This is a genomic window from Rhizobium laguerreae (genome assembly GCF_019778565.1).
GTDB classification, from domain to species: domain Bacteria; phylum Pseudomonadota; class Alphaproteobacteria; order Rhizobiales; family Rhizobiaceae; genus Rhizobium; species Rhizobium laguerreae.
The window spans coordinates 12,717-35,104 of sequence record NZ_JAAXQT010000015.1 but is presented as its reverse complement, the minus strand read 5'-3'; the positions used below and the strand labels follow the sequence as shown (position 1 = coordinate 35,104).

The window sequence follows — 22,388 nt, the reverse complement described above, 5'->3', positions numbered from 1 at the left end:
TCGCAAGTGAGCCACTGCTCAGGGAGCCTGGCTGCACAGCATTAGAGGATAGCATGCAGAAAGAACCCCACCTATTCCAGGAGGCAGATAAGACCCTGATAGCCGCTGTCGATGAAGCCATTGAGCGCGCCGTTGAGGCTGCAGGGCATGAACTTCAGTCGCCCGGTGTCGGCAGATCACCATATGATTACTTTGCGGACGCCGCACTCCGTCACCTGTTCCTGCGTCTGTGCGGCGCCAATCCAAAAACCAATACGGGAGGAGATCCCGAAACAGCATGGAAAATTCTCTATGCAGGGCGCAATGCCGCGCGTCATTGGGAGAGGGAGCGCGGCGGTCAACCAGCGCTTCGGAAGAAAAAGGAACGCCGGGAGGATACCGAGAAAGATGCGAGTGAACGCCAGCAACTGGCACTCTCCGCACAGAACTTCGCGTTGAGAACTGTTATTCGCGCATTGGTCGACCACGCCCGTGCGTCGGATCCGGAAATCGCAGATCGCCTCGAAGCGGCAATCGACGCCCGCCATGCAAGGCTTGAGCCCCTCTCTGACACCGACCGGGAGTTTACCGAAAGAGCAAAAAGCTACCTGTGGCTTCTCACCACTCCACCAGATTAGGCGCAGTGGCGGCACAACCAAAACTATCAAAGTGCACGGAGTTAGTAGTGACAAAAAGCTGTCCGGTTCTTACGCCGGCTGAAACAAAAACCGTCGACGTCATCAAACGTGCGGACACGGCGTTGGCTGCTGCGGTCTCTCTGGCTTTGGAAGAGGCGGTCAGACAGGTTACCGAAGACATGCGAGCAATAGATCAGGAAGACGCCACGCCGGTGCTGAAATATTTTGCAGGCGTCGTTCATCAGCGAATGTATTGCCTGATGTGCGGTGCAGATCCGGACACTTTTGAAGGAGGCGATCCGGATATTGCCTACCACATCATCCGAAACAGTCAGAACATCGCCAGACACTATTGGTCCGCGGACATTGAGCCCTATCCACCGAAGCAGTAAAGACTGTCTCATGACAACCGGCGCAGGTTGTTCCGGGCGCGACGATTTCCTCGCCATGTCTCACCCCTTTGGCGCACGACACGTTTCAGCAGATCGGACTGCGTTTATGGCGATTTACGGCATCGGTGCGAAACCAAACGCCGACGCGATGCTGTTAGCACCGTTATAGACGCAGTGAAGAACGACGCTGGGCCAAACCGATCCCGTCGCCCGGAAGAGGATGGCAGATAGAAGACCCACCATGATCGCGACAGGCAGGATCACGCTCACGCCGTGCGCGATGCCGAATATAATTGAGCTTAGTACGACGCCGGCAAACGCACCGTAGCGGTTTAGCGCATTCGCAACGACGCCCCTGAACAGGATTTCCTCGCCGAAAGGCGTGAAAATGGCGCCGCCCAGAAATGATAAGAGAAAGGGGAGCGGGCCGCCACGCGCCGCTGCATGCAGGATGCTTTGAGAATCATTGCTGCCGAACCACGCCTGATATGTGAACTGTATGATCAGGTTAAGACCGTATCCGATGATTCCGACTCCAGTCGCGATCATGAGCCAGCGAGGTGAGACCGGTCGGAACCCGAACGAGCGCAGAACCCGTATCCGCAGGCTATATGCTGCGGCGAAAGCACCGACGCCGACGAAACCTCCTGCCGTCGAGCCGACAACTCCTAGGAGAACGGGATCGTTGCTGGGCAGAAGTCCCATCAGCAGGCCGAACGAAACAAGAAGCACTGCATATGCGACGAGTCCAATCAGTATTTCTGGCCAGCCGGGTCGTTGCCATTGATCATCTGTGGTCATTATCAACCTCAAGTATGACAAGGCGGCGCCTCGCGGTCGCAGCTCACTGCAAAGGCGCAAGACCGCGAGTATGGATGCAGGCAGCCCGGCATCGCGCTGCGTCCGTGTAGATGCGCAGGGAAACATTGCGCCAACATTGGCACGGCCGCGGTTACGACACCGCAGTGAACTCTAATCGTACGATCGCCCCACCCCTGGGGGCCTCTGCGATTGTGATGCGGCCGCCATGATGATCGACGACTTGTTTGACGAGGTTGAGACCCAGGCCAGCACCGGAAGAGCGCGGCCGCAGCCGATGAAAGGGTTCAAGCACCCGCTCGTGGTGGTCTCCCGGTATGCCCAGCCCGTTATCCTCCACTGCCACCGAGGGGCCGTTGACCCGCACGATCACCTCGTCTCCGCCATGCTCGACAGCGTTCTGGATGAGATTTATGAGCGCGCGTTCTATCGAGCCGCTATTGCCCATGATCATTCGGGGTTTCTCAACGATCACCTCAATCGCCTTGCCTGATGCGATCAGCACCGGCGCCAGGTCCGCAGCGACAAGCCGGGCGATCGCAACGAGGTCGATCCGGTCACTCGGCGCGCCATTGTCCAAGCGGTGAAGATCGAGCAGTTGCTCGGACAGGGTGGCAAGCCGTGATACGTCTGGCAAGAGCGATCGCAGGCCCATGTCGGTCGCAGCGTCAATCTTCATTCTCAATATAGCGATCGGCGTTCGCAGCTCGTGGGCAGCCGAAGCAATGAAGCGGTGCTGACGATTATAACTTTCATCGAGGCGGTCGAGGGCTTCATTGACGCCGCGGACGAGCGGGCCGATCTCACGTGGAACCTTGTCTTCCGAAAGGCGGATGCCGCGACTCCCGGTGTCGATCCGCTTCGCTTCCTCCGCAGTCTTTATGACACCGGCTAAAGCGCGCTTGACGATCATGGGCGTCGCGACGATGGAGACGAGAGCCAGAGCGAGGAAAATGGCAGTGGCTACGAGATTGGATGCTATTGTGATGAGCGCCGTGAAGGGTTGGACCCGACCATGCGCAATGATCTTCATATCGCCTGCGGGGCCTGATTCCTGTCGAACGAGGGCGGAAAGGGTAAATGGCTCGAACTGCCCGCGCATGTCTGCCGAAGACAGTTTGTCGAGGTGGGGAACGAGGGGAGCGTATTCCGCCGGCACCTGGCCGAAGGCAACCATATTGCCGTCGCCAAGCCGGGCCGCGAACCAGAGATCCGGCGATTCCTCGCGAAGTTTCGCCAACTCGGGCGTCACTTCCACTATTGGGGCACCGGCAGCATCTCGGACGATCGAGTTTGCCGCGACTTTTACGACGGCCTCCTCGACATACATCCCATCAAGAGCCGAATTGAGGAAAAAGATGATGAATCCGATGGCGGTGGCCGCGACCGTCAGAAACTGGAGGATCAACTGCCTGGTAACGAGGCGCGACTTCAATGATGGCTGACGGCGCTTCAATCCTTAGCCCTGAGCAAATAACCCACCCCTCTGACCGTATGAATCTCGACGCCGGCGCCAGCATCGCTGAATTTTCGACGCAGACGTGAGATATGGGAATCGAGTGTGTTCGACTGGATAGCGTCGTCGAAGCCGTAGACTGCTTCCTCAAGGGACTCGCGCAGGACAACGCGCCCGCGACGCCGAATCAACGCAGTGAGCACTGCAACTTCACGCCTTTGCAGTACCAACTGCGTTCCGTGAACCCGTGCTTCGCCAAAGGCCATGTCGAATACGAGGTCACCGACGACGATCTCGTCTGGTGCAAGTTCGTTCGGGCGGCGCTGCACCGCCCGGATGCGAGCAAGCATTTCCTCCAGGTCGAAAGGCTTCACCAGGTAATCGTCGGCGCCATCATCGAGCCCGGCTACGCGGTCGCTCAGTTCCCCGCGAGCGCTCAACACAATGATAGGCACGCCCGGATTGTCTACCCGCAGCTGTGGAATAAGGCTGAGGCCGTCGCCGTCAGGCAAAGTGCGATCAAGCAAAACGAGCTCGTGCACCTGCGACCGGGATGCTTCTCTCGCAAGCGAAATGCTAGTCACCCAGTCGGCCACGAAGCGATCACGTTCGAGGGCGCCGCGCATTGCTTTGGCGAACTCCACCTCGTCTTCGACCAGAAGTATCCTCATGCTAGTGCTCCCGCAACAATACCGATACGCCGCATTTTCCCTGATTTGCCCAGATTTGAGACACGTATCTGGGGGCTTCGACGGAAAGCTGAGATGACGATCTTCGCCGCAGCCGCGTTATTGACTGAACTTTTTCGTGCATGAGGTGCACGGGTATGGTCAGGAAACTCCCCGGGTTTTCAGAGATTGGAATTGACTAGGTCGGGATCGGACAGATGCTGGCGATGACCTGTTTCAGCGGCCTGTGTGATCGCCTCGAGCACCCGGTGACGATCGAGCGCGACCGCGAAGTCCGGCGCATCGGCGGTTCCATCGCGGAGGTCGGCGGCGAACTGGGCGTAGAGGCGGGCGACACCAGCCGCGGGTGCGTCGAGTTGCAGGTCGGGAGCCGCATATGCGGGCGGGACCTGTAGCCGCTGGACAGGCTCGCTGCCGCGGCGCAAAGTGATGGTCACATCGCCGAAGTGGATGTAGCCCGATGCCGTCTCGACGCGCAGACTGCCTTCGGTGCCTTGGATCTCCCACACCATCGCCGAGCCGGCGGATTGCCCGGCACTGTAGTGCAGCGAAGTGACGATCCCGCCTTCGAGAACGCCGGCGACGACGATCTCGTCCGGCGCGTCCTTCGGGAGGGACGTGCCATCCGAGAGGCGGACACCGTCGCCTCGCTGATTGGCGACGACGGCGGACAGGCTCTCAAATGCGCCGAGTACGTGCGCGAGCGGTTGGAGCGCGTGGCCGAGCATGATGCTTAGAAGCGTGGCGCCATTCTCTGCGCGAGCCATGTACTCGAACGGCGGGTCATATCGGCCGAGCCACATAGCGTCGGTCAAATGCGCTCGGATGCTCGTACTGAGCGGCATGCCGATCACGCCCTGCCGGACGAGGTCGCGAAGGTAGCGGATCGGCGGGTGAAGGCCGCCCTGCAACCCAATAGCCGTTCGCAGCCGCCGTTCGCGGGCAAACCCCTCCAGCGCTTCGGCTTCCGATAGATTTCGCGCGAGCGGCCATTCGCAATAGACCATCTTGCCCGCGGCGAGCGCGTCGGAAACGATCTGCTTGTGCTCCGGCACCTTAACGGCAACCACCACCAAGTCGACCTCCGGCCGCAGGACCAGCGCCTGGTGTGAGTCAAAGGCGAGATCGGCGCCCAGTCGGCTAGCGGTCGCGTTAGCACTCTCCATACGGGTCGTGCTGACGGCGCGGATCTGGAACGCCTCGAGCGCCCGCAGCGCCGGGACGTGAGCAATTCCGCCCCAGCCTCGATCAGCACTGGCGCCGACGATGCCGACGCCGATCCGGGTGTTTGCTGAATTTGTCATGTAGGCGTGCTCCTGTCTGGTGCAACCCGGGCAATGCTCGCCGTGCTGCTTCACCATGGTTTCGTTTCCGGACAAATGCTTGGGCGCATAGCGGGTGACCAATCATTGCCGTTCGCGCTGCGGCTGCGTGGGTTTGAGCCCAAGTAACGCAAACGCAGGTAATTAAACGTGAGTCCAATGGGCCTCGAGTTCGCGCGCGACAGCGGCCGGACGCTCTATCATCGGCCAATGTGAGCTGCGCAGCTTCACGACGGCGCGTGCGCGTGTGGCATTGCCGAGCTCCTCGGCGAAGCGGTGCGGCAAAAACGGATCGTCCAGGCCCCAGATAACCAGCGCTGGCGCGGTCATGCTGCTCAAACCCGGCTTCCACTCCGCGCCGACCTCGATTGCGGAACGGTAAAGTGCGAGAATGCTTGCCCGCATAGTGGCATCGAGATGCCGAACCGATTCATCCGCGGCATCTCGCGGCATCTGCGCCTCGACGAGCTTCGCCGCAAATTCCTCGAGGTCGAGGTCCTTCATCCATTGCTCGCCTTCACCTGGCGTCTGCCAGATCTTGGCGAGATAGTGCCATGGGTATTCTGGATCGATGGGCCCGCTGATTCCGGTCCAGGTTCGCACCAGATCGGGGCGGATCGACGCGAGGCGCCCTGTCAGCAGGCAGCCCCAGTCATGGCCGACCAGGTCCACGGGTTCGCCGATCTGCTCGACCTGCTTGATCAACCAGTCGAGATACTCCTCCTTGGTCGAGGCGAAGCCTGATGGCAGCGGCGTGCCAAAGCCCGGGAGATCGAGTGCGACGATATCGGTGCGCGCCAGATGTGAGCGGACGGGATCCCAAAGGCGATGAGTGTCAGGAACACCGTGAACGAGGACTGCCGGCATGAATATCTCCTTGTTGAGCGTTGCGCGTTGTTGAGCGTTGTCAGGAAGATAATCGTCTCGATAGCGTTGCAGTAGCTGGCAGTCATGAAACATGGGGTTGCTGTTTGAGGAACCCAGGCGAACGGCAGCCGTGTAACCCGCAAGGATCACGAGCCGCGACTGCTCGGCGCATTCAGAAGCCAGCCCGGATACTCGACCGGCAGGCGGCTGATGGAATCGAGACGCGCCATGTCGTCCGGGTCAAGCTGGACCTCTGTGGCCTGAACGTTCTCGCGCAACTGCTCGACCCGTTTGGCGCCGATGATGACGGTCGACACCACCGGCTGTTTGAGGAGCCACGCGATCGCGACTTGCGCGGGACTGCGATCATGCTTGTGGGCAACGTCCTTGAGGACGCGGATCAGCGGCTCACCCCGGACGCGGTCGATCGGGGGGAAGTCGAGTTCGGTCTGCCGTGCGCCTTCGGGATTTCCGCCGTCGGCGTACTTTCCGGTCAGATAGCCTCCGGCGAGCGGGCTCCATACCATCAGGCCCACCTGCTCGGAGGCGAGGAGCGGCACGATCTCGCGCTCCACGTCCCGGCCGACGAGCGTGTAATAAGCCTGCAGCGAGGTGATCGGCGCCAGATTTCTCGCGCGCGTAATGCCGATCGCCTTCATGATCTGCCAGGCGGCCCAGTTCGACAGCCCGATGTAGCGAACATCGCCTGCACGAACGAGGGTGTCGAGCGCCTCCAGCGTTTCCTCCATCGGTGTCGCCGGGTCGAAGGCATGGATCTGGTAGAGATCGATATGGTCGAGACCCAATCGGCGCAGACTGGCGCGGCATTCGCTCAGGATGTGACGCCGCGACGCGCCGCCTCGGTTCGGTCCATTGCCCATGGACGACGCCACCTTCGTCGCGACAACCACATCGTCCCGCGCCACGCCCAAATTTTTGAGCGACCGGCCCAGGATCTCCTCGCTCCGGCCATGCGCATAGATGTTGGCCGTATCGAAGAGGTTGACGCCCGCATCCAGCGCGGCGCCGATCAGCGCATCCGCATCGTCCTGCCCCAGTTTTCCGACCTGTCCCCACAGACCGTCCGATCCCCCGAAGGTCATCGCACCGAAGCAGAGCTCGGACACGAACAGTCCGCTGCTGCCAAGCTTGCGCATCCGCATACCACATCTCCTTGTCTTGACGGCCCGGCGCGTAGAACGTGACGCCGGGTGCCGTTTGAAAAATCAGATCAGCCGAGATCGCGCTGCCGCTCGCCCGTCCGGGCCGCGCGCTCCACCGCAGCAACCAGGCGGCTGTTGCGAAGCGCGTGATCGAACCCCGGTGTCTTGTAAGTGCTTGCGATCAGGTCACGCGCGAGCGAGGCGTAGACTTCCCCGACGTTGATCGCGGCGCCCGCCCAGAAGTCGGCGGCGGTTGGGCCTACACCTGTCGCGATCGGTGCGTCGGGTGGTGTGAATGCGACGGTCGCCGTGAGGCTGAGATCGCCGACCTGTGCGCCGGCGAGGTGGTTGCCGGTCAGGGTCAGGTGCCCCTCGCTTCCACGAATCTCGAAAGTGAAGCGTGCCTCTTCGGCCGGAACGCCGGCGAGCACCTGGACCGACACCGGCGCTCCGCTCGCCGTCTTGGCGATCAGGTCGAGATGGTCTGAGATCTCGCGGGCCGAGATCTCCCTGGTATCGACGACCTCAATCTCCGGCCAGAGGAGCGCGACGCGAGCGTCGACCTCGGTGATGTTGCCAAGAACCGCTTCGATCACATCGAGAACATGGGCGCTCGTGATCGTCATGAAACTCGCGCCCGACGCGGCCTTGTTGAAATAGTCGTAACTGCTCGTCGTCTGAGGCCCGTAGCCGAATGTCGTCGCATCGACGCGGGCCGACAGCAAACGTCCAAGCTTGCCGGACGCGACCAGCTCCGCGGCGCGGCGCACAGCCGGATTGTGGCGACCCTGCAATCCGATCGCGGTGTGAAGCGACTTGGACGCAGCCGCCATCGCCTCGGTTTCCGCCAAGGTCGCTCCGAGCGGTGACTCTGAATAAACCGCCTTGCCCGCTTTCAACGCCGCCATTACCAGGTCATGGTGCGCCGGAACCTTCACGGCGACGGTTACGACGTCGATGCTTTCGTCGTGGATGAGTTCATAGGGATCCGCATACCAGCGCTCGGCGCCGAACGCCTCGGCCGCAGCCCTCGCGCTATCTTCCCGGCGTGTCGCCACGCCTGCCAGCACCAGCGATGGCTGCGCCGCAAGCGCGGGGACGTGTGATGCGCCAGCCCAGCTCGCCTGCGTATCCGCGCCGATGATCCCGACACGAAACTTTCTGTCCGTCATGATTATGCTCCAGCATTGATATTCGAGCGCTCATTGGCGCTGTCGCCGGGCATTTAAACGGGTGGGATCGATATCTTGAAATCGATATCTGATATGCATCATCATCCATCGCATGGATGACTAGACGCGAGGCCCGCCTCAGTAATATTGCTGTCGGAGGTCGGCGCAGACCTGTTCAGAGCCTTGCCACACGTGCGGGAAGACGCCGGAAAGGCAGCTGCGGAGCCAGCGCTGCGCCGGATGCACGTCATTGCGGCGATGCCAATTCAGGACGAACGGCACGGGGTTCAGCCGCAGCGGAAAGTCCCGCACCGCGAGTTGCTCCGAACAACCCGATCGCCTGACGACGCTCTCGAGAACGGTTGCCACCATGTCGGAAGCGGCGACCAGTTCCGGCGCGCTCGCCATATGCTGAACCGTGACTGCGACCCGGCGCTTCAGGCCCTTAGTGGCGAGCGCGGCGTCGGCCACGTCCAGCCCTTCGTTTTCCGGCGAGACCAGGATGTGTGGCAGCGCCAGGAACCGTTCCATGTCGAGCGGCTGGTTTGCCGCAGGATGGGCTCTGCGCAGGATGCACACGAAGCGTTCCTGAAACAAACGGGCGCTCAGGATTCGGCCGGTCTCGACCGGCGGAAGTCCGACCGCCATGTCAACCTCGCCGGCGTCCAGCATGCGCGTGGCCTCGTCCCGGCTGCCATAGTCGCGAACCCGAAGGTCAACGGACGGCGCCCGGTCGGCGAGGATCCGGATCAGAGGCGGAAGAACCACACTTTCGGTATGCCCCGAGAGTCCCAGCGAGAACGTCATCGCCGCAGCAGATGGATCGAACTCTTGCGTGAACTCCAGCGTTTGCTGAATGTTGCGCAGTGCCAGGGAGATCGGCTCCGCCAGCTCCAGCGCGCGTGGCGTGGGTTGAAGGCCGTGGGGTCCCCTGACGAACAATTCGTCCCGCAACAATCCCCTCAGACGATTGAGGGCGGCGCTCATCGCCGGTTGCGTGCGTCCGATACGCTGGCCGGCACGCGTGACGTTCCGCTCGGCGATCAATGCGTCGAGCGCCACAAGCAGGTTGAGGTCAATGCCGTGTAAATCCATCATGTGGATGTATAGTCGCACGTGCCATCAGTGACAAGCATGGGGCAGCCCATCAGACGATCAGATCAGCAAGGCCCGCCAGCCGCCGGCTCTCCATGTCGGCATGTGCTGCACCGATCTGGTCGAAGCGATAGCGGACGACGTTGAGGTCGCTGAAAAGATCTGCCCGGACCGCATCCCAGAGCTGTTCCGTAGCGACCGCAACGGTTCCGCCATGCACATACTGCGGGGTACCGCCGGCACGGACCTGGCCGCCGCGCGACGCCATCTGCTCGGTCACTGCCGGAGGCTGCCCCGACGCAGCGCCGATCGCTGCGATCACGCCGCCATCGCGCACGGCGGCAACGCCCAAAGGTCGCTTTCCCGACAAAATCATAGACCACTTCGACACCTGACTGCACGATCGCGCGGATCTTGGTGGACAGTTCCGGGTCGCTTGCGAGGAACGCGTGGGTCGCGCCCGCCTCGACTTTGGCGAGCTTCTCAGCCGTCCCGGCCACGCCGATCACCGTCGCGCCGAGCGCTCGTGCCCAACGCGAAAGAATTGAACCGACACTGCCCGATGCGCCGAGCACGAGGATGACGTCGCCGGCGGTGATCCGGTGCAGCGCATACAACCCCATCCACGCGGTCAGGCCCTTCGCCAGGAACGTTGCCGCGGCCTCGTTGGAGATGTCATGGGGCAGCCGAACCAGATTCTCTGCGGGTTTCAGTGACGCCGTGGCATAGGCCCCCTCGACGAAGAATAGGCGGCGCGGTCGCCCCGTTCGAATCCCGTCACGCCCGGTCCGACAGCGTCGATCACACCCGCCGCCTCGAAGCCCAGCGTGGCGGGCGGGCGCATCTGGAAGAGCCCGGTGCGCACCATCACGTCGACATAGTTGATGCCGATCGCATCCTGGACCAGTCGCACCTGACCCGCCCCGGGTGATCCGACGTCCGTCTCGACGATCTTGAGAACGGCGGGCGTGCCGATCGACTGCATTTCGACTTTTCTGGCCATAACCCTTTTCCTTGGAGGGTCCGCACGACAATCGCGGCGCGACGAAACGTTCCTACGCGTGGGCGACCGGCCGCATCGTGCCGGCATGAGGAAACTTGCCCTGACGGTAAGCGGCATAGTAGCCGGCGAGTTCACTCGCCGATCCCGCAATGAACGGCCCTTGCGCTACCACCTCGATGCTCTGTGGCTGCCCGGCGTAAAGCAGCACCCGCGCGCCGCGATCGCGTGCGCGCATCGTGAGCGAGCTCGTGCCATCGCCCATCGGCGCGGTCCAGCCCACCGAGCCTGTGGCCAGCTGCTCGCTGGTGACGCCAGCCTCCACCTCGCCATCGATCAAGACGACGAAGGCGTTGTAGGAGGCGGGCAGTTGCGGCGCGAAGGCGGCTCCTGCTTCCATATGAACGTCGATCAAGGTGACAGGCACCGTGTTCAAGGTCGGCGCTGCCGCATCCTCCAGCTGGCCGCTGTAGACTATCGCCGTGACCCCCGGCTCAGCGTGCACCGGCATATCGGCACGGCGCAGGACCTGCACCCGGGGGCGCATGTTGCGCTGCGCTTCCGGCAGGATCAGCCAGAGCTGGAACAGACGCATCCCCGTCGAGACCACCGCATTCTCCGAGTGGACGATGCCGCTGCCCGCCGTCATCCACTCCACATCGCCTTCCTCCAGCCGGCCGCCGGTATCCTCCATCGTGCCTTTGAGCATGAAGGTCACGGTTTCGAGGCCGGCATGGGGATGGGCATCGCCGAAACGTCCCTCCAGTGTGATGTTGTCGTCGGCCATCAGGAAGAACGGATCGGTCGAGGCAAGGTCGCCGGGCGCGATCACCAATGCGGCCTTGTGCCGCTCGCCGTCGAAGCCCGGGCCGAGTGGAGGTATGCTTGTGACGCGGTCAATCGATCTCTGCAGCATAATTCTGGTCCTTCTCGTAACTTGGGACCGAGTTCGCCACGATCGGCGCCACCTCGGCATCATCGCCAATCATCTCGGATCGGACCGGCCTCGATCAAGATAGGGGTTCGAGAACCCAGTGTTGCGCAACGAGGAACCCAAAGATGCGTGAAGAAGTGCAACCGATCGACTAGGGGGATGGACTGAGTTCAGAGTCCTGAGATGATCGAAACGTATTGCTACAGGTCGCCGAAGGAAGGCCGGCCTGATTCTGCGCTCGCGCTTTGGATTCCAGATCGAGATCGCAACGGGGAAACCACCGAAGGCACCCCCCCATAGAGCGGTCGCCACGAACGCAACTCCCGCGACTGTGCCGAAAAGGCTGAGCGCAAATGCAGCACTGGCTATCAGGAGTGAGAACAAGGCGACGGCCCAGGCGGGATTGCGCTCGGCGATGACCCCGCCGGCGAAATTTCCCAGGAAGCCGCCAAGGCCGAAGACCAGGAGAGCGAGCGAGACGGTCGAAATGTCGAGGCGCGTGACCTCCTCCAAAAAGGGGGCGGATGAAGGTGAACCCGGCGAAGTGCCCTGACACGACGAGGAATGCCGTTCCAAAACCGATGGCCACCGAACGGCGCGACAGCGCCGCTTTGAAGGAGTTCAGGCCGGGTCAGGATGTGAAACCACCATCAGCCCGGATGTCGGCACCCGTTACAAAGGAGGCTTCTGGGCTTGCAAGGAATGCGACAACGCTCGCAATTTCCTGGGGCTTTCCATAGCGGCCCGCCGCGATGCGCGAGACTTGCATAGCGGCAAACTCGCCATCGACAGGGTTCATGTCAGTGTCGGTTGGGCCCGGATGAACTGTGTTGACTGTGATGCCGCGTGGGCCGAGGTCATGAGCCAAGCTCCGGTTGAAGCCGGCGACTGCCCCCTTGGTGAGGCCGTATGCTGACAGCCCAGGAACCCCGGCATATTTCGTGATTGAGCTGCCGATCTGTATGATCCGGCCGCCATCCTTCATATGGCGTACGGCTTCCTGCGTGGCAACAAAAACGCCCGTTACATTGACTGCGAGCATTGCCTGATAGTCATCAAATGCGATTTCGTCGATCGGACCCGCGAAGGCAATACCGGCATTGTTCACCAGAATGTCGAGGCCGCCGAACTTATCGACTGTCGCGGCGACAGCGGCGCGTATTGCATCCGGATTAGCGGCATCAGCGGCGATGGCCAGCGCGCGCCCGCCCATTTTTTCGATGGCGACAGCAACTTCCTCAGCCTTCGCAGGTGATCCGCGATAGGTGAAGGCCACCTGAGCACCATCCGCTGCGAGACGCTGGGCGATTGATGCGCCGATTGATCGCGATCCACCGGTAACGAGTGCGGTCTTGCCGCTCAGTGGAAGGTACCCAGAAGCGGTCACTTCAGTCATTTCTCACTCCATTTACGTGCCGAGTGTTTCGGTGGAATGATATTTGTCCATTTTTTCCTAGAATATTAGCGGCATATCATTTGGATCATATTCAAGCATCTGTTGATAATGGAAGACTTGATGCGGTCCACGTTTTTTCGGAGAATATGACAAGGACGCGTGGACGCTATCTGAGGCTGCCTGCAAATCGGGCGCTAAGACGCTCACTACGGAAATATTCAGTGTAGAAGTCAATGAAAGCGCGGGTTTTCAGCGGTTGGAGCACGCGGCCTGAATAGTAGAGCGAGATAGATCCGGCATCGGCATACCACTTCGGAAGGATTCGTTCGAGCGCACCACTTTCCATATGCGGCAGCACATCGGGTACGGCCAACAATGCAATGCCCAACCCCGCGATTGCCGCCTGCGCCATGGGCGCGGCGTCGCTCATCACGATCGTTTCGTTGAGCAGCGCGCGCTCTTCGCGCCCTTGGGCGTCGCGCATCATCCATTGCCTAATCCGGCCCGAATTCGAGGACCGCATCAGTATTCCGGCATGATCGGCCAGATCGGCGGGGCTAGTCGGCCGGCGCCGTCCAGCGAAATAGCCAGGCGATGCGACCGCGATAACGTGAACCGGTGCGAGCGTCGTGGAAACGATGCCCGGATTGAGTTCGAAACCACCGCCGATCGCGGCGTCGAAACCCTCGGCGATAAGATCGACCTTGCGGCTGTCGAAATGCCAGTCAGGTCTGATGCCCGGATAACGGGCCAGAAAGTCGGGCAGTGCGGGAAGAACGTATCCCATAGCGAACGTTAAACTCATGCTGAGCTTCAGAACGCCGACAGGCTCACCCTTGGTTTGTGATGCCCCGTCGATTGCCCCCTGAAGGTGGTTCAGGCTGTCGCCGATGCTTGCCAGAAAGGACTCCCCCGCCTCGGTCAAGGTCAACTTCCGCGTCGAGCGGTGAAACAGCCGTATGCCGAGGTTCCGTTCCAGCATCGCAACGTTCCGGCTGACTGCGGCCGGTGTGATCGAGAGACGCCGAGCAGCCCCGGAAAAGCTGCTCGCTTCCGCGCTTCGAACGAACGCTTCTAGGTTTGCCAGCGTCTCCATAATAAGCAACCTTCAAACATTGATTGAAACTAAAACAATTCATCTCTGACTTATGCTGCGTGTATTTGCCAGCCATATTCCAGTCAACAGCAGCACCGGTTTTCTGCAACGCCACCGGCATCAGGCCAAGGGTGTAGCGGGAAAACCGACCGTCGCGGATACAATTCTCACCGCACCGTAAAGGACTGGATCATGACCGTTGGAATTATCGGAGCCGGCAATATAGGGGGCGCATTTGCCACGGCGCTCGGCAAGGCAGGAATCGAAGCCGTGATCGCAAACAGCCGTGGACCGGAAAGCCTCACCACGCTTGTTTCGGAGCTCGGCAGCACAATCCGGGCTGGAAGCCTGCAAGAGGCCGCGGCGCAAGACATCGTTCTCGTGGCAGTCCCGTGGTCAAAGATACCTGGGGCGCTCGCCGGTTTGAACTTCGACGACAGGATCGTAATCGACGCCAACAACTCCATCGAAGCGCCGCTTTACAGGCCGGCGGACCTTGGCGGCCGCACCTCTACGGATATTTTCACCGCCCTTGTGCCAGGCGCGCGCGTCGTCAAGGCGTTCAACCACCTGACGCCAAAGCAACTGTCGGGCGACCCCCACTCGGAAGGCGGCAGGCGCGTCCTGTTTTATTCGGGCAACGATATGAGGGCGAAGGCGGAGGTCGCCGCCATCATTGATCGCATCGGTTTCTTCGGGATCGATCTCGGCGCGCTTGCGGTCGGCAGCCAGCTGGTTCAGTTCCCGGGCGGCCCGCTGCCCGCTCTCAACCTCGTCAAGTTCGACTGAACATCGCTGCGCTCCATCCGTCTGCAATCGGAAGCGCCGCAAGCCATCTGAAACCCGGAGACGATATCGTGTCAAAATTCATTCAAATGCAGTCAACCGGCGGCCCCTCCGTCCTGCAAATCATCGAGAAAGACCTGCGCGCGCCACGAGCCGGCGAGGTCAGGCTCATCCAGGACGCGATCGGCCTCAACTTTGTCGATACGATGATACGAAAAGGCCAGTATCCGATGGCGTTGCCGGCGGTTCCCGGTTTCGAAGCAGCCGGGACGATCACCGAGGTCGGATCCGGCGTCGAGGGGCTGTCGGTCGGCGACCGAGTGGCTTACTTCTTTTCGGAAGGTGCATATGCCACCGAGAGGATCATTCCGACCGCGGCGCTCATCCGCCTGCCCGCCGATATCTCGAACGAGACTGCGGCGACCTTCCTGGCGAAGGGTGGGACGGCCTGGATGGGGATGCGTGGTCTCCACGATCTCAAATCCGCCGACACGGTGCTGGTACTTGGGGCATCGGGAAGCGTTGGCGCCATCCTGGCTCGCTGGGCAAAGTCGCTGGGCGCAACCGTGATCGGCGTCGCCGGATCGCCGGACAAGTTCGACAAGGTCGCGGCCGGTGCCACCCATGCCTTCCACGCTGGCGAGCCGGACATCGCCGCCAAGATACGTGCGATCGCACCTGACGGTGTCGACGTCGTCTATGATTTGGTCGGCCGGGCGACCTTCGCGCTAGGCGTGTCAAGCGTCCGTGATGGTGGCGTGATTGCCGCGATTGGAGCCGCGTCGGGTCAGCCAGCGCCGGCCCCCGATCTTGTGCGACGGGGGGTAGATGTCCGCAGCGGTGGTTCCCCGCAATACGTCCGGGGACCGGCAGTCGAGATCGCAACTTCTCAGCTATGGGATGCGCTGCGCACAGGCATTTTCAGTGATCTCGAAACCACACGCTATCCGTTCGATGAGATAGCCCGAGCGCATGACGACATGGACAACCGCCGCTTAAGCGGTCTGCCGGTCTTGATCGCTTAAACCGAAAATAATCGTACGGCGGCAGGCCGCACGGACGCCCGCCGCGAGGCGGCCGGGCGAAACATTTCCCCTGTCGATAACGAAAGGAATGATCGATGAGTGAATTAGCAGGTAAACGTGCGCTTGTGACTGGTGCGTCCCGCGGCATTGGCGCCGCGATCGCGATCGCTCTGGCCGAAAAAGGCGCCGACGTTGCGATAACGTACGAACGCGCCGCTGATCGGGCAGCGCAAGTTGTCGCGACGATCGAGGGCAAAGGGCGCAAGGCGTTGGCTATCCAGGCTGATAGCATGGACCCCGACGCGGTCAAGCGGTCGGTTGATCAAGCGGCGCAAGTGTTGGGCGGCCTCGACATATTGGTGAACAATGCGGCTATCGCGATCTACAAGGATGTGGCAGATTTCACCGTCGCCGAGATCGACGCCCTTTTTGCTGTCAACGCTCGCTCCCCGATCCTGGCATCGCAAGCCGCGATGCCGTATCTTGGCAAAGGTGGCCGGATCGTCACAATCGGCTCCGCAGGCGCAGAACGCATTGTCGGACCATCGACGGTTTATTCAATGACCAAATCGGCACTTCAATCATTTACCCGCGGTCTGGCGCGAGAACTTGGGGCCCGTGACATCACTGTCAACCTCATTCAGCCGGGATCAACCAACACGGAAATGAACCCGGCCGAGGGCGAGTTCGGAGATTTTCAGCGTGCCCTAATTCCGCTCGGCCGGTACGGCGAGCCGGAGGATATCGCGGCTGCGGTAGCATTCCTCGCATCTGCTGCGGCCCGACAAATCACCGGAACCATCCTGACCGTTGATGGCGGCACGCTGACCTAAATACACTCCCGCGGGTCCGCGACTTGTACATAGGAGAGTGGGAGCTAACTAGATACTACCACCTACTAGCTCTCCACTCTCATTCCACTTTGCACCATCATCAGCGTGTTCGAACGGCGTGTAGGTCGCGTGTCTTTCAGGAGCGGACCGACCCGTCGCGCGGGGAATCGAGCAACAGCGGCGGACCCGCCTCGATGCCTCTTTCGCGGCGCTTTCGGACGCCCACCCGACGCGGCATCCTGGAGCAGCTTGGACGTCAGAACGCTTCGATCACGGAGCTTGCCGAGAAATTCCACATGACCCTCACGGGCATGAAGAAGCACGTCGGCGTCCTGGAGCAGGCGGGACTCGTCACCACGGAGAAAGTCGGCCGGGTGCGAACCTGCAAGCTCGGCCTGCTCGGACTGGAGGAAGAGGCGGCATAGATCGAGAGGCACGCTTAAGGATTCCGGTCTCGAAAAAATCCTGGTGCAATCGACCTATAGCGCAATAAAGGGCGACGGCATCGGCGATCTCACGGTGCTCTACAAGTTCAAGCGGCTGGCGGAGGCGAGCGGCATCCGGCCGCCATCAACCGCGCGGCCGAGATGCTGCTGGAACCGGCAAGGCAAGGCATGATCCCCACGCGCCGCCCGGAACGTCTACCCGATTTCGTCATAAAGGGGCGCTGCAAGGCCCCTGCTGCCGCTCAAGATCAGAACTGCCGGACAGGTTGCGTTTGCGCAGCTCCCGAAGCTCTCAACCAAAGTCTCCCCGCTCGGCGTTGGCGCGGTAAGTTGCTGCCGCGATTTGGCGGTGGCTACCGAAAACAAAGAAATGATGAAGGCGGCAATAGTGATTTTGAATAGACGCATGAAGCACGACAGGACAGAAATAAAATTCCGCGATTCTTGACGAGCTACCTCCACCAATTGCCCGCCGCCGACAAGGTTCTAGTTCAGTTTCGGCCCCTCCAGTGAGCAGACCACGCTACATACGCCGAAGCGTCTTTGAGCTAGGGGCCAAGGTTGGCGTTGCCACCTTGCTTTGCTGCCCAATATGCCGAGACTGGTGAATCTCAAGGAGTTCAACCATGTCACTGCGCCAGCCCGGCCAAGTTCGATTTCCCTTCACTCACAATTGCCAAGGGATGACGGCTGCGGGGTACGCGTCCTGCAAATGCTCACTGGCATGACCTATGATCAGGTCGCGGCCATGGTGGATTGGGGCGACAGGTCAGTCCATTATACGAGGTGGGATGACGTCTGCCGGGTGTTGAGGTCGCTCGGCTGGCCTATCGGCGCGCCGATAAGAACCAGCGATTGGAGTGATATTCAAGGTGTGGCCGTCGTCCACGTCGATGGGGACCATTTCCTGCTCTATGACTCGGTCAATCGTCTGTTTTACGATCCAGGAGAACCGGAGGGGCCGGCTGTGGTCACCAGCCATACTCCAACCAGCTATCTGACGGTTCAGCCTGGGGAACGTGCGCCGGCTCGATGAAATGGCCACTTCGGGTTGATCTTGGTCGATAGGTCAGGTCGGGCCGGACGTCTGCTTTGCAGGTTTCCCGACGAAAGCCCAAAGCGGACGAGTTATGGCAGAACCGAAAGGTCCGTTGCCTCCGGTTTGGCACCCGCTGCCGCCGCCGGCGTCTTCGCCAGCGCCCTCTCGTTGAATGTCGAGAAGCTTGCGCGGCCGATGATGCTGGCCATCGGGGTCGTGGCGATCGCGGCCTTTGGTGAGAGCACCTCGGCGAATCCGCATGATCTGTGGCGCTTCTATGTATCGCAGGCGGGGATCGCGTTCGCGGGGACGTTCTTCCTGGGTCCGGCGCTACTGCTCGGCATCACCAACGCACTCCAGTACGGTAGCAGGGAATTGATCAGTTTCATCGTGCTGTTCGGCGTCGTCAACGCACTCGGCGCGCTTGCCGGACCTGCGCTGCTGGGAAGCTACATGGACGGGCGCGTGGCAGCTGGCGCCGCTCCGCTCACGGCGCAATCGGATACGCTCCATCTCGTGGCCGCACTGGCGGCGCTCACGACGGCATATTTGGCGGTTATCCTCGCTTTACGCATCCGGCGGAAGATGGCGGAACTGCGGCTTCAGCGCAGCGCCAACACAATCGATCAACCCGCGGCCGCGGGCGGCCCCCATGGTGCATCGAGTGATGGTGGCTGGCAGCCGCCACGCCTTGGCCGAGGTGTTACTGCCGCACTGGCCGCGATCGCGATTGGTGGTGCGCTGCTGGTTCTGACGGCCTGGAGATTACCGTGACCCGGCGAACGACTCAGATTTCCCGGTCGAACTTCTCGTAGAGGAAATCCACCAATGCCCGCACACGCGCGATACCGGCGCGCGCAGGCGGCATGAAGATCTGCAGGTCACCCCCTTCGTGCGGGAAATCGGGCAGGACCGCTTCGAGTTCGCCTCGCTCCAAAGGGCCTTCGACCATGAACATTGGAACAAGTACAACCCCCAGACCTGCACGCGCAGCGGCCAAGAGCATTTGCCCGTTATCGGTGCGGAACCGGGAGTTCATGCGCACGTGCTCCCAGTCTTCGCGGCCCTGAAAGCGCCAACGGCCAGCATCCAACGCGTAGAGAATCGTGTCGTGCGCCGCCAGGTCAGCAGGGGCCGCAGGGCGTCCGCGCGCATCGAGATAGGCCGGGCTGGCTACCACTGCCCAGCGAACCTTGGCGAACTTGCGGGTGATAAGAATCGAGTCCGGAACGGCGCCGGGCCAGATCGCAAGATCATACGCCTCGGCGACCATGTCCACCTGACGATCGGTAAAGCGAACATCGAACTGGATAAGCGGATAGAGAAGCGCGAATTCCGCCAGTAGCGGCGCCAGCAGATACTCGCCAAAGGCGGCTGGAACCTGAATTCGCAGCTGGCCAGAAATCTCGCTGGTCGACTTGCTGACGACCTCCTGCGCCGATTCCAGTTGCGATAGGCCTGCGGCCGCATGCGCATGATATTCGCGACCAATATCGGTCAACCTCGTGCCCCTCGGCGTGCGGGTCAGCAACTGAGCACCAAGAACGGCCTCGAGCCGACTGACGCGTCGGCTCACGATAGACTTGGCGATGCCAAGGCGCGCGGCGGCATTTGCAATGCTCCCGGTCTCCACCACTCGGACGAATGCGATCACGTCCAACAAGTCAACGGGTATAGGTTCCGGCATCAGCAACTCCACGTTTCTGCCTTGGCGACTACTGCAACACTACAGGATCGGTATTTTCGAGGAAAGGGCAGCGGAAACAACATCCGCCTCCCTTGCAATCGAACTCCCTGGAGGCCGCCGATGACAAGTTCGCGAAACTCTGAAGCAACGAATATTCCCAGCAATCCGCGTGGGCAGAGCACGATCACGCGTGCTCGCGCAGCCGTGGTCGAGCGAAAGGATGCACCCTTCGTGATGCAGGATGTGACACTTGAAGCGCCCCGGCCAGATGAGGTGCTCGTCCGCATGGTCGCAACGGGGATCTGCGCGACCGATGCCCATGTCCGGCAACAGCTGATGCCGACGCCACTACCGGCAATCCTCGGCCACGAGGGCGCGGGCATCGTCGTGCGTACTGGAGTATCGGTCGGCCACATTAAGCCTGGCGACCATGTCGTACTTTCCTACCACTCGTGTGGACAGTGCAAACCCTGCCTGTCGTCTCACGCCGCATATTGCGAGAAAGTGTGGGAGGCCAACTTTGCGGGCGCGAGGTTGGATGGCTCCATCGGTGTCGAGCGGAACGGCGCGGACGACCTGCATGCCCATTTCTTCGGCCAATCCTCTTTCGCGACCTATGCGCTTGCGCATCAGCGCAACACCATCAAGGTGCCCAGCGACATTCCGCTGGAGATTCTGGGGCCGCTCGGCTGCGGCTTCCAGACCGGCGCCGGTGCACTCCTGAAGGCGATGAAAGTTCCGGTCGGCGCCACTGTCGCCGTCTTCGGCGTCGGCGCGGTCGGTCTGGCCGCGATCATGGCCGCCAAGGTTGCCGACGCGGCGACGGTCATTGCCATCGACGTGAATGCGGAACGCCTGCAGCTCGCCAGGGAGCTTGGCGCGACCCACGCCGTCAACGCGGTCGCCCAGGCGGATGTATCCGCGGCGATCCGGAAGATCGAGCCGAGGGGCGTCGAGTTCGTCCTGGACACCAGCGGGCGCGCCGCCAATCTCGATGCTGGGGTTGGTGCCCTCGCGCCGATGGGACATTTCGGCTTCGTCGCCTTCAACGCCCATTCGGGCGCGATGGTGGACGCATCGCGTCTGACAGTCGGGCAGACGCTCCAGGGTATCATTCAAGGCGATGCCGTGTCGGCGCTGATGATCCCCGAACTGATCGGGCTTTACCGCACGGGCCGGTTCCCGTTCGACCGCCTGATCACCTTCTACGACTTCGCGGACATCAACCAGGCGTTCGAAGACGTCGCCGCCGGTCGCGTCATCAAGGCGGTCCTCCGGTTCGGCGCCACGGACGCCTGAGCGTTCCGCGCGACTCCCAATTCATCAGCAAAGGAAGCGGATCATGTGCAACAACCATCAGAAAGCCATCAATGCCAGCGATACGCCAGCATTCTTCGCGATCGACAATTACGGCTTTCCCGAGGCCGGTGAGCATCCAGCCGATCCCCCGAACTACTATCCAGCCTATTTCACCAGCGAGCGCTTCCAGAAGCTGGGCTACCATGTCGAGGAGCTGCGCGGCGGCTTCTACTGGGTCACCAGCGGCGGCTATGATGCGGCGTTCGTGGTGACGGACGACGGCGTGATCGCGATTGATGCCCCGCCCACGATCGGTGAGAACATGCTCGCAGCGATCGAGGGTGTCACCGACAAACCGGTGACGCATGTCATCTACAGCCACTGGCACACCGATCACATCGGCGCCGCCTCCGTGTTCGGGCCAAACGTCGAGATCGTCGCTCACGAGATCACCAAGGAACTGCTCGAGCGCTTTCCCGATCCGAACCGTCCGATCCCGACGCTGACCTTCGACAAGGAACACACGCTGACGGTCGGCGGCGTGACCCTGGAGCTGTCGTACAAGGGCGAGAACCACTGCCCCGGCAACATCTTCATCTACGCGCCGGCGCAGAAGGCGCTGACCGTCATCGACATCATCAGCCCCGGCAGCGCCACCTTCATGCACTGCGATGCTTCGCAGAACATAACCGGCTGGTATCAGGCCCAGGAACAGCTCCTCGAGTTCGACTTCGACTTCCTCGTGGCCGGTCACCACATGAAGTACGGCACGCCTGAGACGGTCAAGGCATCGATTGAGTATTTCGCCGACGTTCTTGACGGCGCGCAAGCGGCCGTCGACCGGTTCTCGCGGTCGGATGCCCTGATCAGCATCTTGGACGGCGCCGGCTGGGACAAAGTGTTCGTCGGCACCGAGAACTGGATCAACTCGATGGCGAACTACGCCACCAAATATGTACTCGAGAAGCGCAGCAGCAACGGCCAGCTTTGGTCGGAGCGGCTCGCCGGCGTGACCACACAGACCAAGTATCACGCCTACACGGTGCTCGAATCGATCCGTCTTGAACGCCCGCGTCCCAACTATCGCCTGCGCGGCGAAAATGCTCCGCCATTCCTGACCTGATCCCCGGCGCGGTCTGTGCCCGCTGAAGCGAGGTCGCAGCGGACGCAAGCACGAGCAGCAGCTCTCTAGCAACACCAGTCCATTCACGGCGGTGGAGGGACCGTCATGTCATGCAGCTATCTAAGGACTTTA

At 61.4% G+C, this 22,388-nt stretch carries 25 protein-coding genes and 2 pseudogenes; 12 read left to right on the top strand and 15 right to left on the bottom strand.

The genetic code is table 11. The features are described from left to right. The first annotated feature begins 53 nt into the window (after nucleotides 1–53). Nucleotides 54–617, top strand: a complete 564-nt coding sequence (locus tag HFO71_RS32780; RefSeq protein ID WP_245007054.1) for a hypothetical protein — start codon at nucleotides 54–56, stop codon at nucleotides 615–617. A gap of 47 nt (nucleotides 618–664) precedes the next feature. Then, a complete protein-coding gene (locus tag HFO71_RS32775) occupies nucleotides 665–1,009 on the top strand; it encodes a hypothetical protein (protein WP_221988909.1) in 345 nt (114 codons plus the stop codon). Between the two features lie 114 nt (nucleotides 1,010–1,123). Here the strand turns inward: HFO71_RS32775 and HFO71_RS32770 are convergent, their stop codons facing one another. Together HFO71_RS32770 and HFO71_RS32765 are read right to left on the bottom strand one after the other, a co-directional pair. Further along, complete coding sequence (locus HFO71_RS32770) at nucleotides 1,124–1,810, bottom strand: CPBP family intramembrane glutamic endopeptidase (RefSeq protein ID WP_221988908.1); 687 nt, start codon at nucleotides 1,808–1,810, stop codon at nucleotides 1,124–1,126. A 151-nt stretch (nucleotides 1,811–1,961) separates the two neighbouring features. Beyond that, complete coding sequence (locus HFO71_RS32765) at nucleotides 1,962–2,861, bottom strand: sensor histidine kinase (RefSeq protein WP_245007053.1); 900 nt, start codon at nucleotides 2,859–2,861, stop codon at nucleotides 1,962–1,964. Between the two features lie 93 nt (nucleotides 2,862–2,954). Here HFO71_RS32765 and HFO71_RS36075 point away from each other — a divergent pair, with 93 nt between their 5' ends. After that, entirely contained in the window at nucleotides 2,955–3,266 is a 312-nt protein-coding gene (locus tag HFO71_RS36075; protein WP_245007052.1) for a hypothetical protein, read from the top strand. Nucleotides 3,267–3,280: 14 nt separating this feature from the next. On the opposite strand, the gene HFO71_RS32760 is transcribed toward HFO71_RS36075, so the two are convergent. From HFO71_RS32760 to HFO71_RS32710, 12 genes and pseudogenes are all read right to left on the bottom strand, one after another. Continuing rightward, the gene (locus HFO71_RS32760) at nucleotides 3,281–3,955 is read right to left on the bottom strand and encodes a response regulator (protein WP_014989611.1); all 675 of its coding nucleotides are present in this window, start codon (nucleotides 3,953–3,955) and stop codon (nucleotides 3,281–3,283) included. Between the two features lie 179 nt (nucleotides 3,956–4,134). After that, nucleotides 4,135–5,379, bottom strand: coding sequence for a Gfo/Idh/MocA family protein (locus HFO71_RS32755; RefSeq protein ID WP_245007051.1), 1,245 nt, complete (start codon nucleotides 5,377–5,379; stop codon nucleotides 4,135–4,137). A 60-nt stretch (nucleotides 5,380–5,439) separates the two neighbouring features. Then, nucleotides 5,440–6,312: an alpha/beta fold hydrolase gene (locus HFO71_RS32750; protein ID WP_338150500.1), complete on the bottom strand. Its 873-nt coding sequence runs from the start codon at nucleotides 6,310–6,312 to the stop codon at nucleotides 5,440–5,442. Then, on the bottom strand, nucleotides 6,309–7,325 hold the full coding sequence (locus tag HFO71_RS32745; RefSeq protein WP_221988906.1) for an aldo/keto reductase: 1,017 nt from the start codon (nucleotides 7,323–7,325) through the stop codon (nucleotides 6,309–6,311). The genes HFO71_RS32750 and HFO71_RS32745 overlap by 4 nt, the downstream gene beginning before the upstream one ends. Nucleotides 7,326–7,393: 68 nt before the next feature. Next, nucleotides 7,394–8,497 (bottom strand): Gfo/Idh/MocA family protein, encoded by a 1,104-nt coding sequence (locus HFO71_RS32740; protein WP_017957055.1) that lies wholly within the window; start codon nucleotides 8,495–8,497, stop codon nucleotides 7,394–7,396. 138 nt (nucleotides 8,498–8,635) lie between these two features. Next, nucleotides 8,636–9,595, bottom strand: coding sequence for a LysR family transcriptional regulator (locus tag HFO71_RS32735; RefSeq protein WP_221988904.1), 960 nt, complete (start codon nucleotides 9,593–9,595; stop codon nucleotides 8,636–8,638). A gap of 49 nt (nucleotides 9,596–9,644) precedes the next feature. Beyond that, nucleotides 9,645–9,944: an MDR/zinc-dependent alcohol dehydrogenase-like family protein gene (locus HFO71_RS32730; protein WP_245007063.1), complete on the bottom strand. Its 300-nt coding sequence runs from the start codon at nucleotides 9,942–9,944 to the stop codon at nucleotides 9,645–9,647. Between the two features lie 52 nt (nucleotides 9,945–9,996). Further along, nucleotides 9,997–10,215, bottom strand: a pseudogene (locus tag HFO71_RS36070) (zinc-binding dehydrogenase); the annotation flags it as partial. Nucleotides 10,216–10,301: 86 nt separating this feature from the next. Beyond that, nucleotides 10,302–10,595, bottom strand: a complete 294-nt coding sequence (locus HFO71_RS32725; protein ID WP_221988903.1) for an alcohol dehydrogenase catalytic domain-containing protein — start codon at nucleotides 10,593–10,595, stop codon at nucleotides 10,302–10,304. A gap of 52 nt (nucleotides 10,596–10,647) precedes the next feature. After that, nucleotides 10,648–11,508: a pirin family protein gene (locus HFO71_RS32720; protein ID WP_221988902.1), complete on the bottom strand. Its 861-nt coding sequence runs from the start codon at nucleotides 11,506–11,508 to the stop codon at nucleotides 10,648–10,650. Nucleotides 11,509–12,157: 649 nt separating this feature from the next. After that, nucleotides 12,158–12,922: a 3-oxoacyl-ACP reductase family protein gene (locus tag HFO71_RS32715; RefSeq protein ID WP_221988901.1), complete on the bottom strand. Its 765-nt coding sequence runs from the start codon at nucleotides 12,920–12,922 to the stop codon at nucleotides 12,158–12,160. Between the two features lie 166 nt (nucleotides 12,923–13,088). Further along, entirely contained in the window at nucleotides 13,089–14,018 is a 930-nt protein-coding gene (locus HFO71_RS32710; protein WP_221988900.1) for a LysR family transcriptional regulator, read from the bottom strand. A gap of 45 nt (nucleotides 14,019–14,063) precedes the next feature. Between HFO71_RS32710 and HFO71_RS32705 the strand changes: the two genes are divergently transcribed. The 7 genes and pseudogenes from HFO71_RS32705 (at nucleotide 14,064) to HFO71_RS32675 (ending at nucleotide 18,921) form a co-directional block, all read left to right on the top strand. After that, on the top strand, nucleotides 14,064–14,807 hold the full coding sequence (locus tag HFO71_RS32705; RefSeq protein ID WP_420910167.1) for an NADPH-dependent F420 reductase: 744 nt from the start codon (nucleotides 14,064–14,066) through the stop codon (nucleotides 14,805–14,807). 68 nt (nucleotides 14,808–14,875) lie between these two features. Next, nucleotides 14,876–15,829: a zinc-binding dehydrogenase gene (locus HFO71_RS32700; RefSeq protein WP_338150499.1), complete on the top strand. Its 954-nt coding sequence runs from the start codon at nucleotides 14,876–14,878 to the stop codon at nucleotides 15,827–15,829. A gap of 95 nt (nucleotides 15,830–15,924) precedes the next feature. Continuing rightward, nucleotides 15,925–16,662: an SDR family NAD(P)-dependent oxidoreductase gene (locus tag HFO71_RS32695; protein ID WP_221988898.1), complete on the top strand. Its 738-nt coding sequence runs from the start codon at nucleotides 15,925–15,927 to the stop codon at nucleotides 16,660–16,662. Between the two features lie 166 nt (nucleotides 16,663–16,828). Beyond that, nucleotides 16,829–17,084: pseudogene (locus HFO71_RS32690) on the top strand (ArsR/SmtB family transcription factor); the annotation flags it as partial. A gap of 46 nt (nucleotides 17,085–17,130) precedes the next feature. After that, on the top strand, nucleotides 17,131–17,280 hold the full coding sequence (locus HFO71_RS32685; RefSeq protein WP_017957044.1) for a hypothetical protein: 150 nt from the start codon (nucleotides 17,131–17,133) through the stop codon (nucleotides 17,278–17,280). 552 nt (nucleotides 17,281–17,832) lie between these two features. Continuing rightward, nucleotides 17,833–18,144 (top strand): hypothetical protein, encoded by a 312-nt coding sequence (locus tag HFO71_RS32680; protein ID WP_245007050.1) that lies wholly within the window; start codon nucleotides 17,833–17,835, stop codon nucleotides 18,142–18,144. A gap of 126 nt (nucleotides 18,145–18,270) precedes the next feature. Next, the gene (locus HFO71_RS32675; protein WP_221988897.1) at nucleotides 18,271–18,921 is read left to right on the top strand and encodes a hypothetical protein; all 651 of its coding nucleotides are present in this window, start codon (nucleotides 18,271–18,273) and stop codon (nucleotides 18,919–18,921) included. A 13-nt stretch (nucleotides 18,922–18,934) separates the two neighbouring features. Here HFO71_RS32675 and HFO71_RS32670 read toward each other — a convergent pair whose 3' ends face one another. Beyond that, a complete protein-coding gene (locus tag HFO71_RS32670) occupies nucleotides 18,935–19,834 on the bottom strand; it encodes a LysR family transcriptional regulator (RefSeq protein WP_113544313.1) in 900 nt (299 codons plus the stop codon). 120 nt (nucleotides 19,835–19,954) lie between these two features. Between HFO71_RS32670 and HFO71_RS32665 the strand changes: the two genes are divergently transcribed. Continuing rightward, nucleotides 19,955–21,133 carry an NAD(P)-dependent alcohol dehydrogenase gene (locus tag HFO71_RS32665; RefSeq protein ID WP_221988896.1) on the top strand — a complete coding sequence of 393 codons (1,179 nt, stop codon included), beginning with the start codon at nucleotides 19,955–19,957 and terminating at the stop codon, nucleotides 21,131–21,133. 43 nt (nucleotides 21,134–21,176) lie between these two features. Continuing rightward, the gene (locus tag HFO71_RS32660) at nucleotides 21,177–22,256 is read left to right on the top strand and encodes an MBL fold metallo-hydrolase (RefSeq protein ID WP_221988895.1); all 1,080 of its coding nucleotides are present in this window, start codon (nucleotides 21,177–21,179) and stop codon (nucleotides 22,254–22,256) included. Nucleotides 22,257–22,388 lie beyond the last annotated feature (132 nt).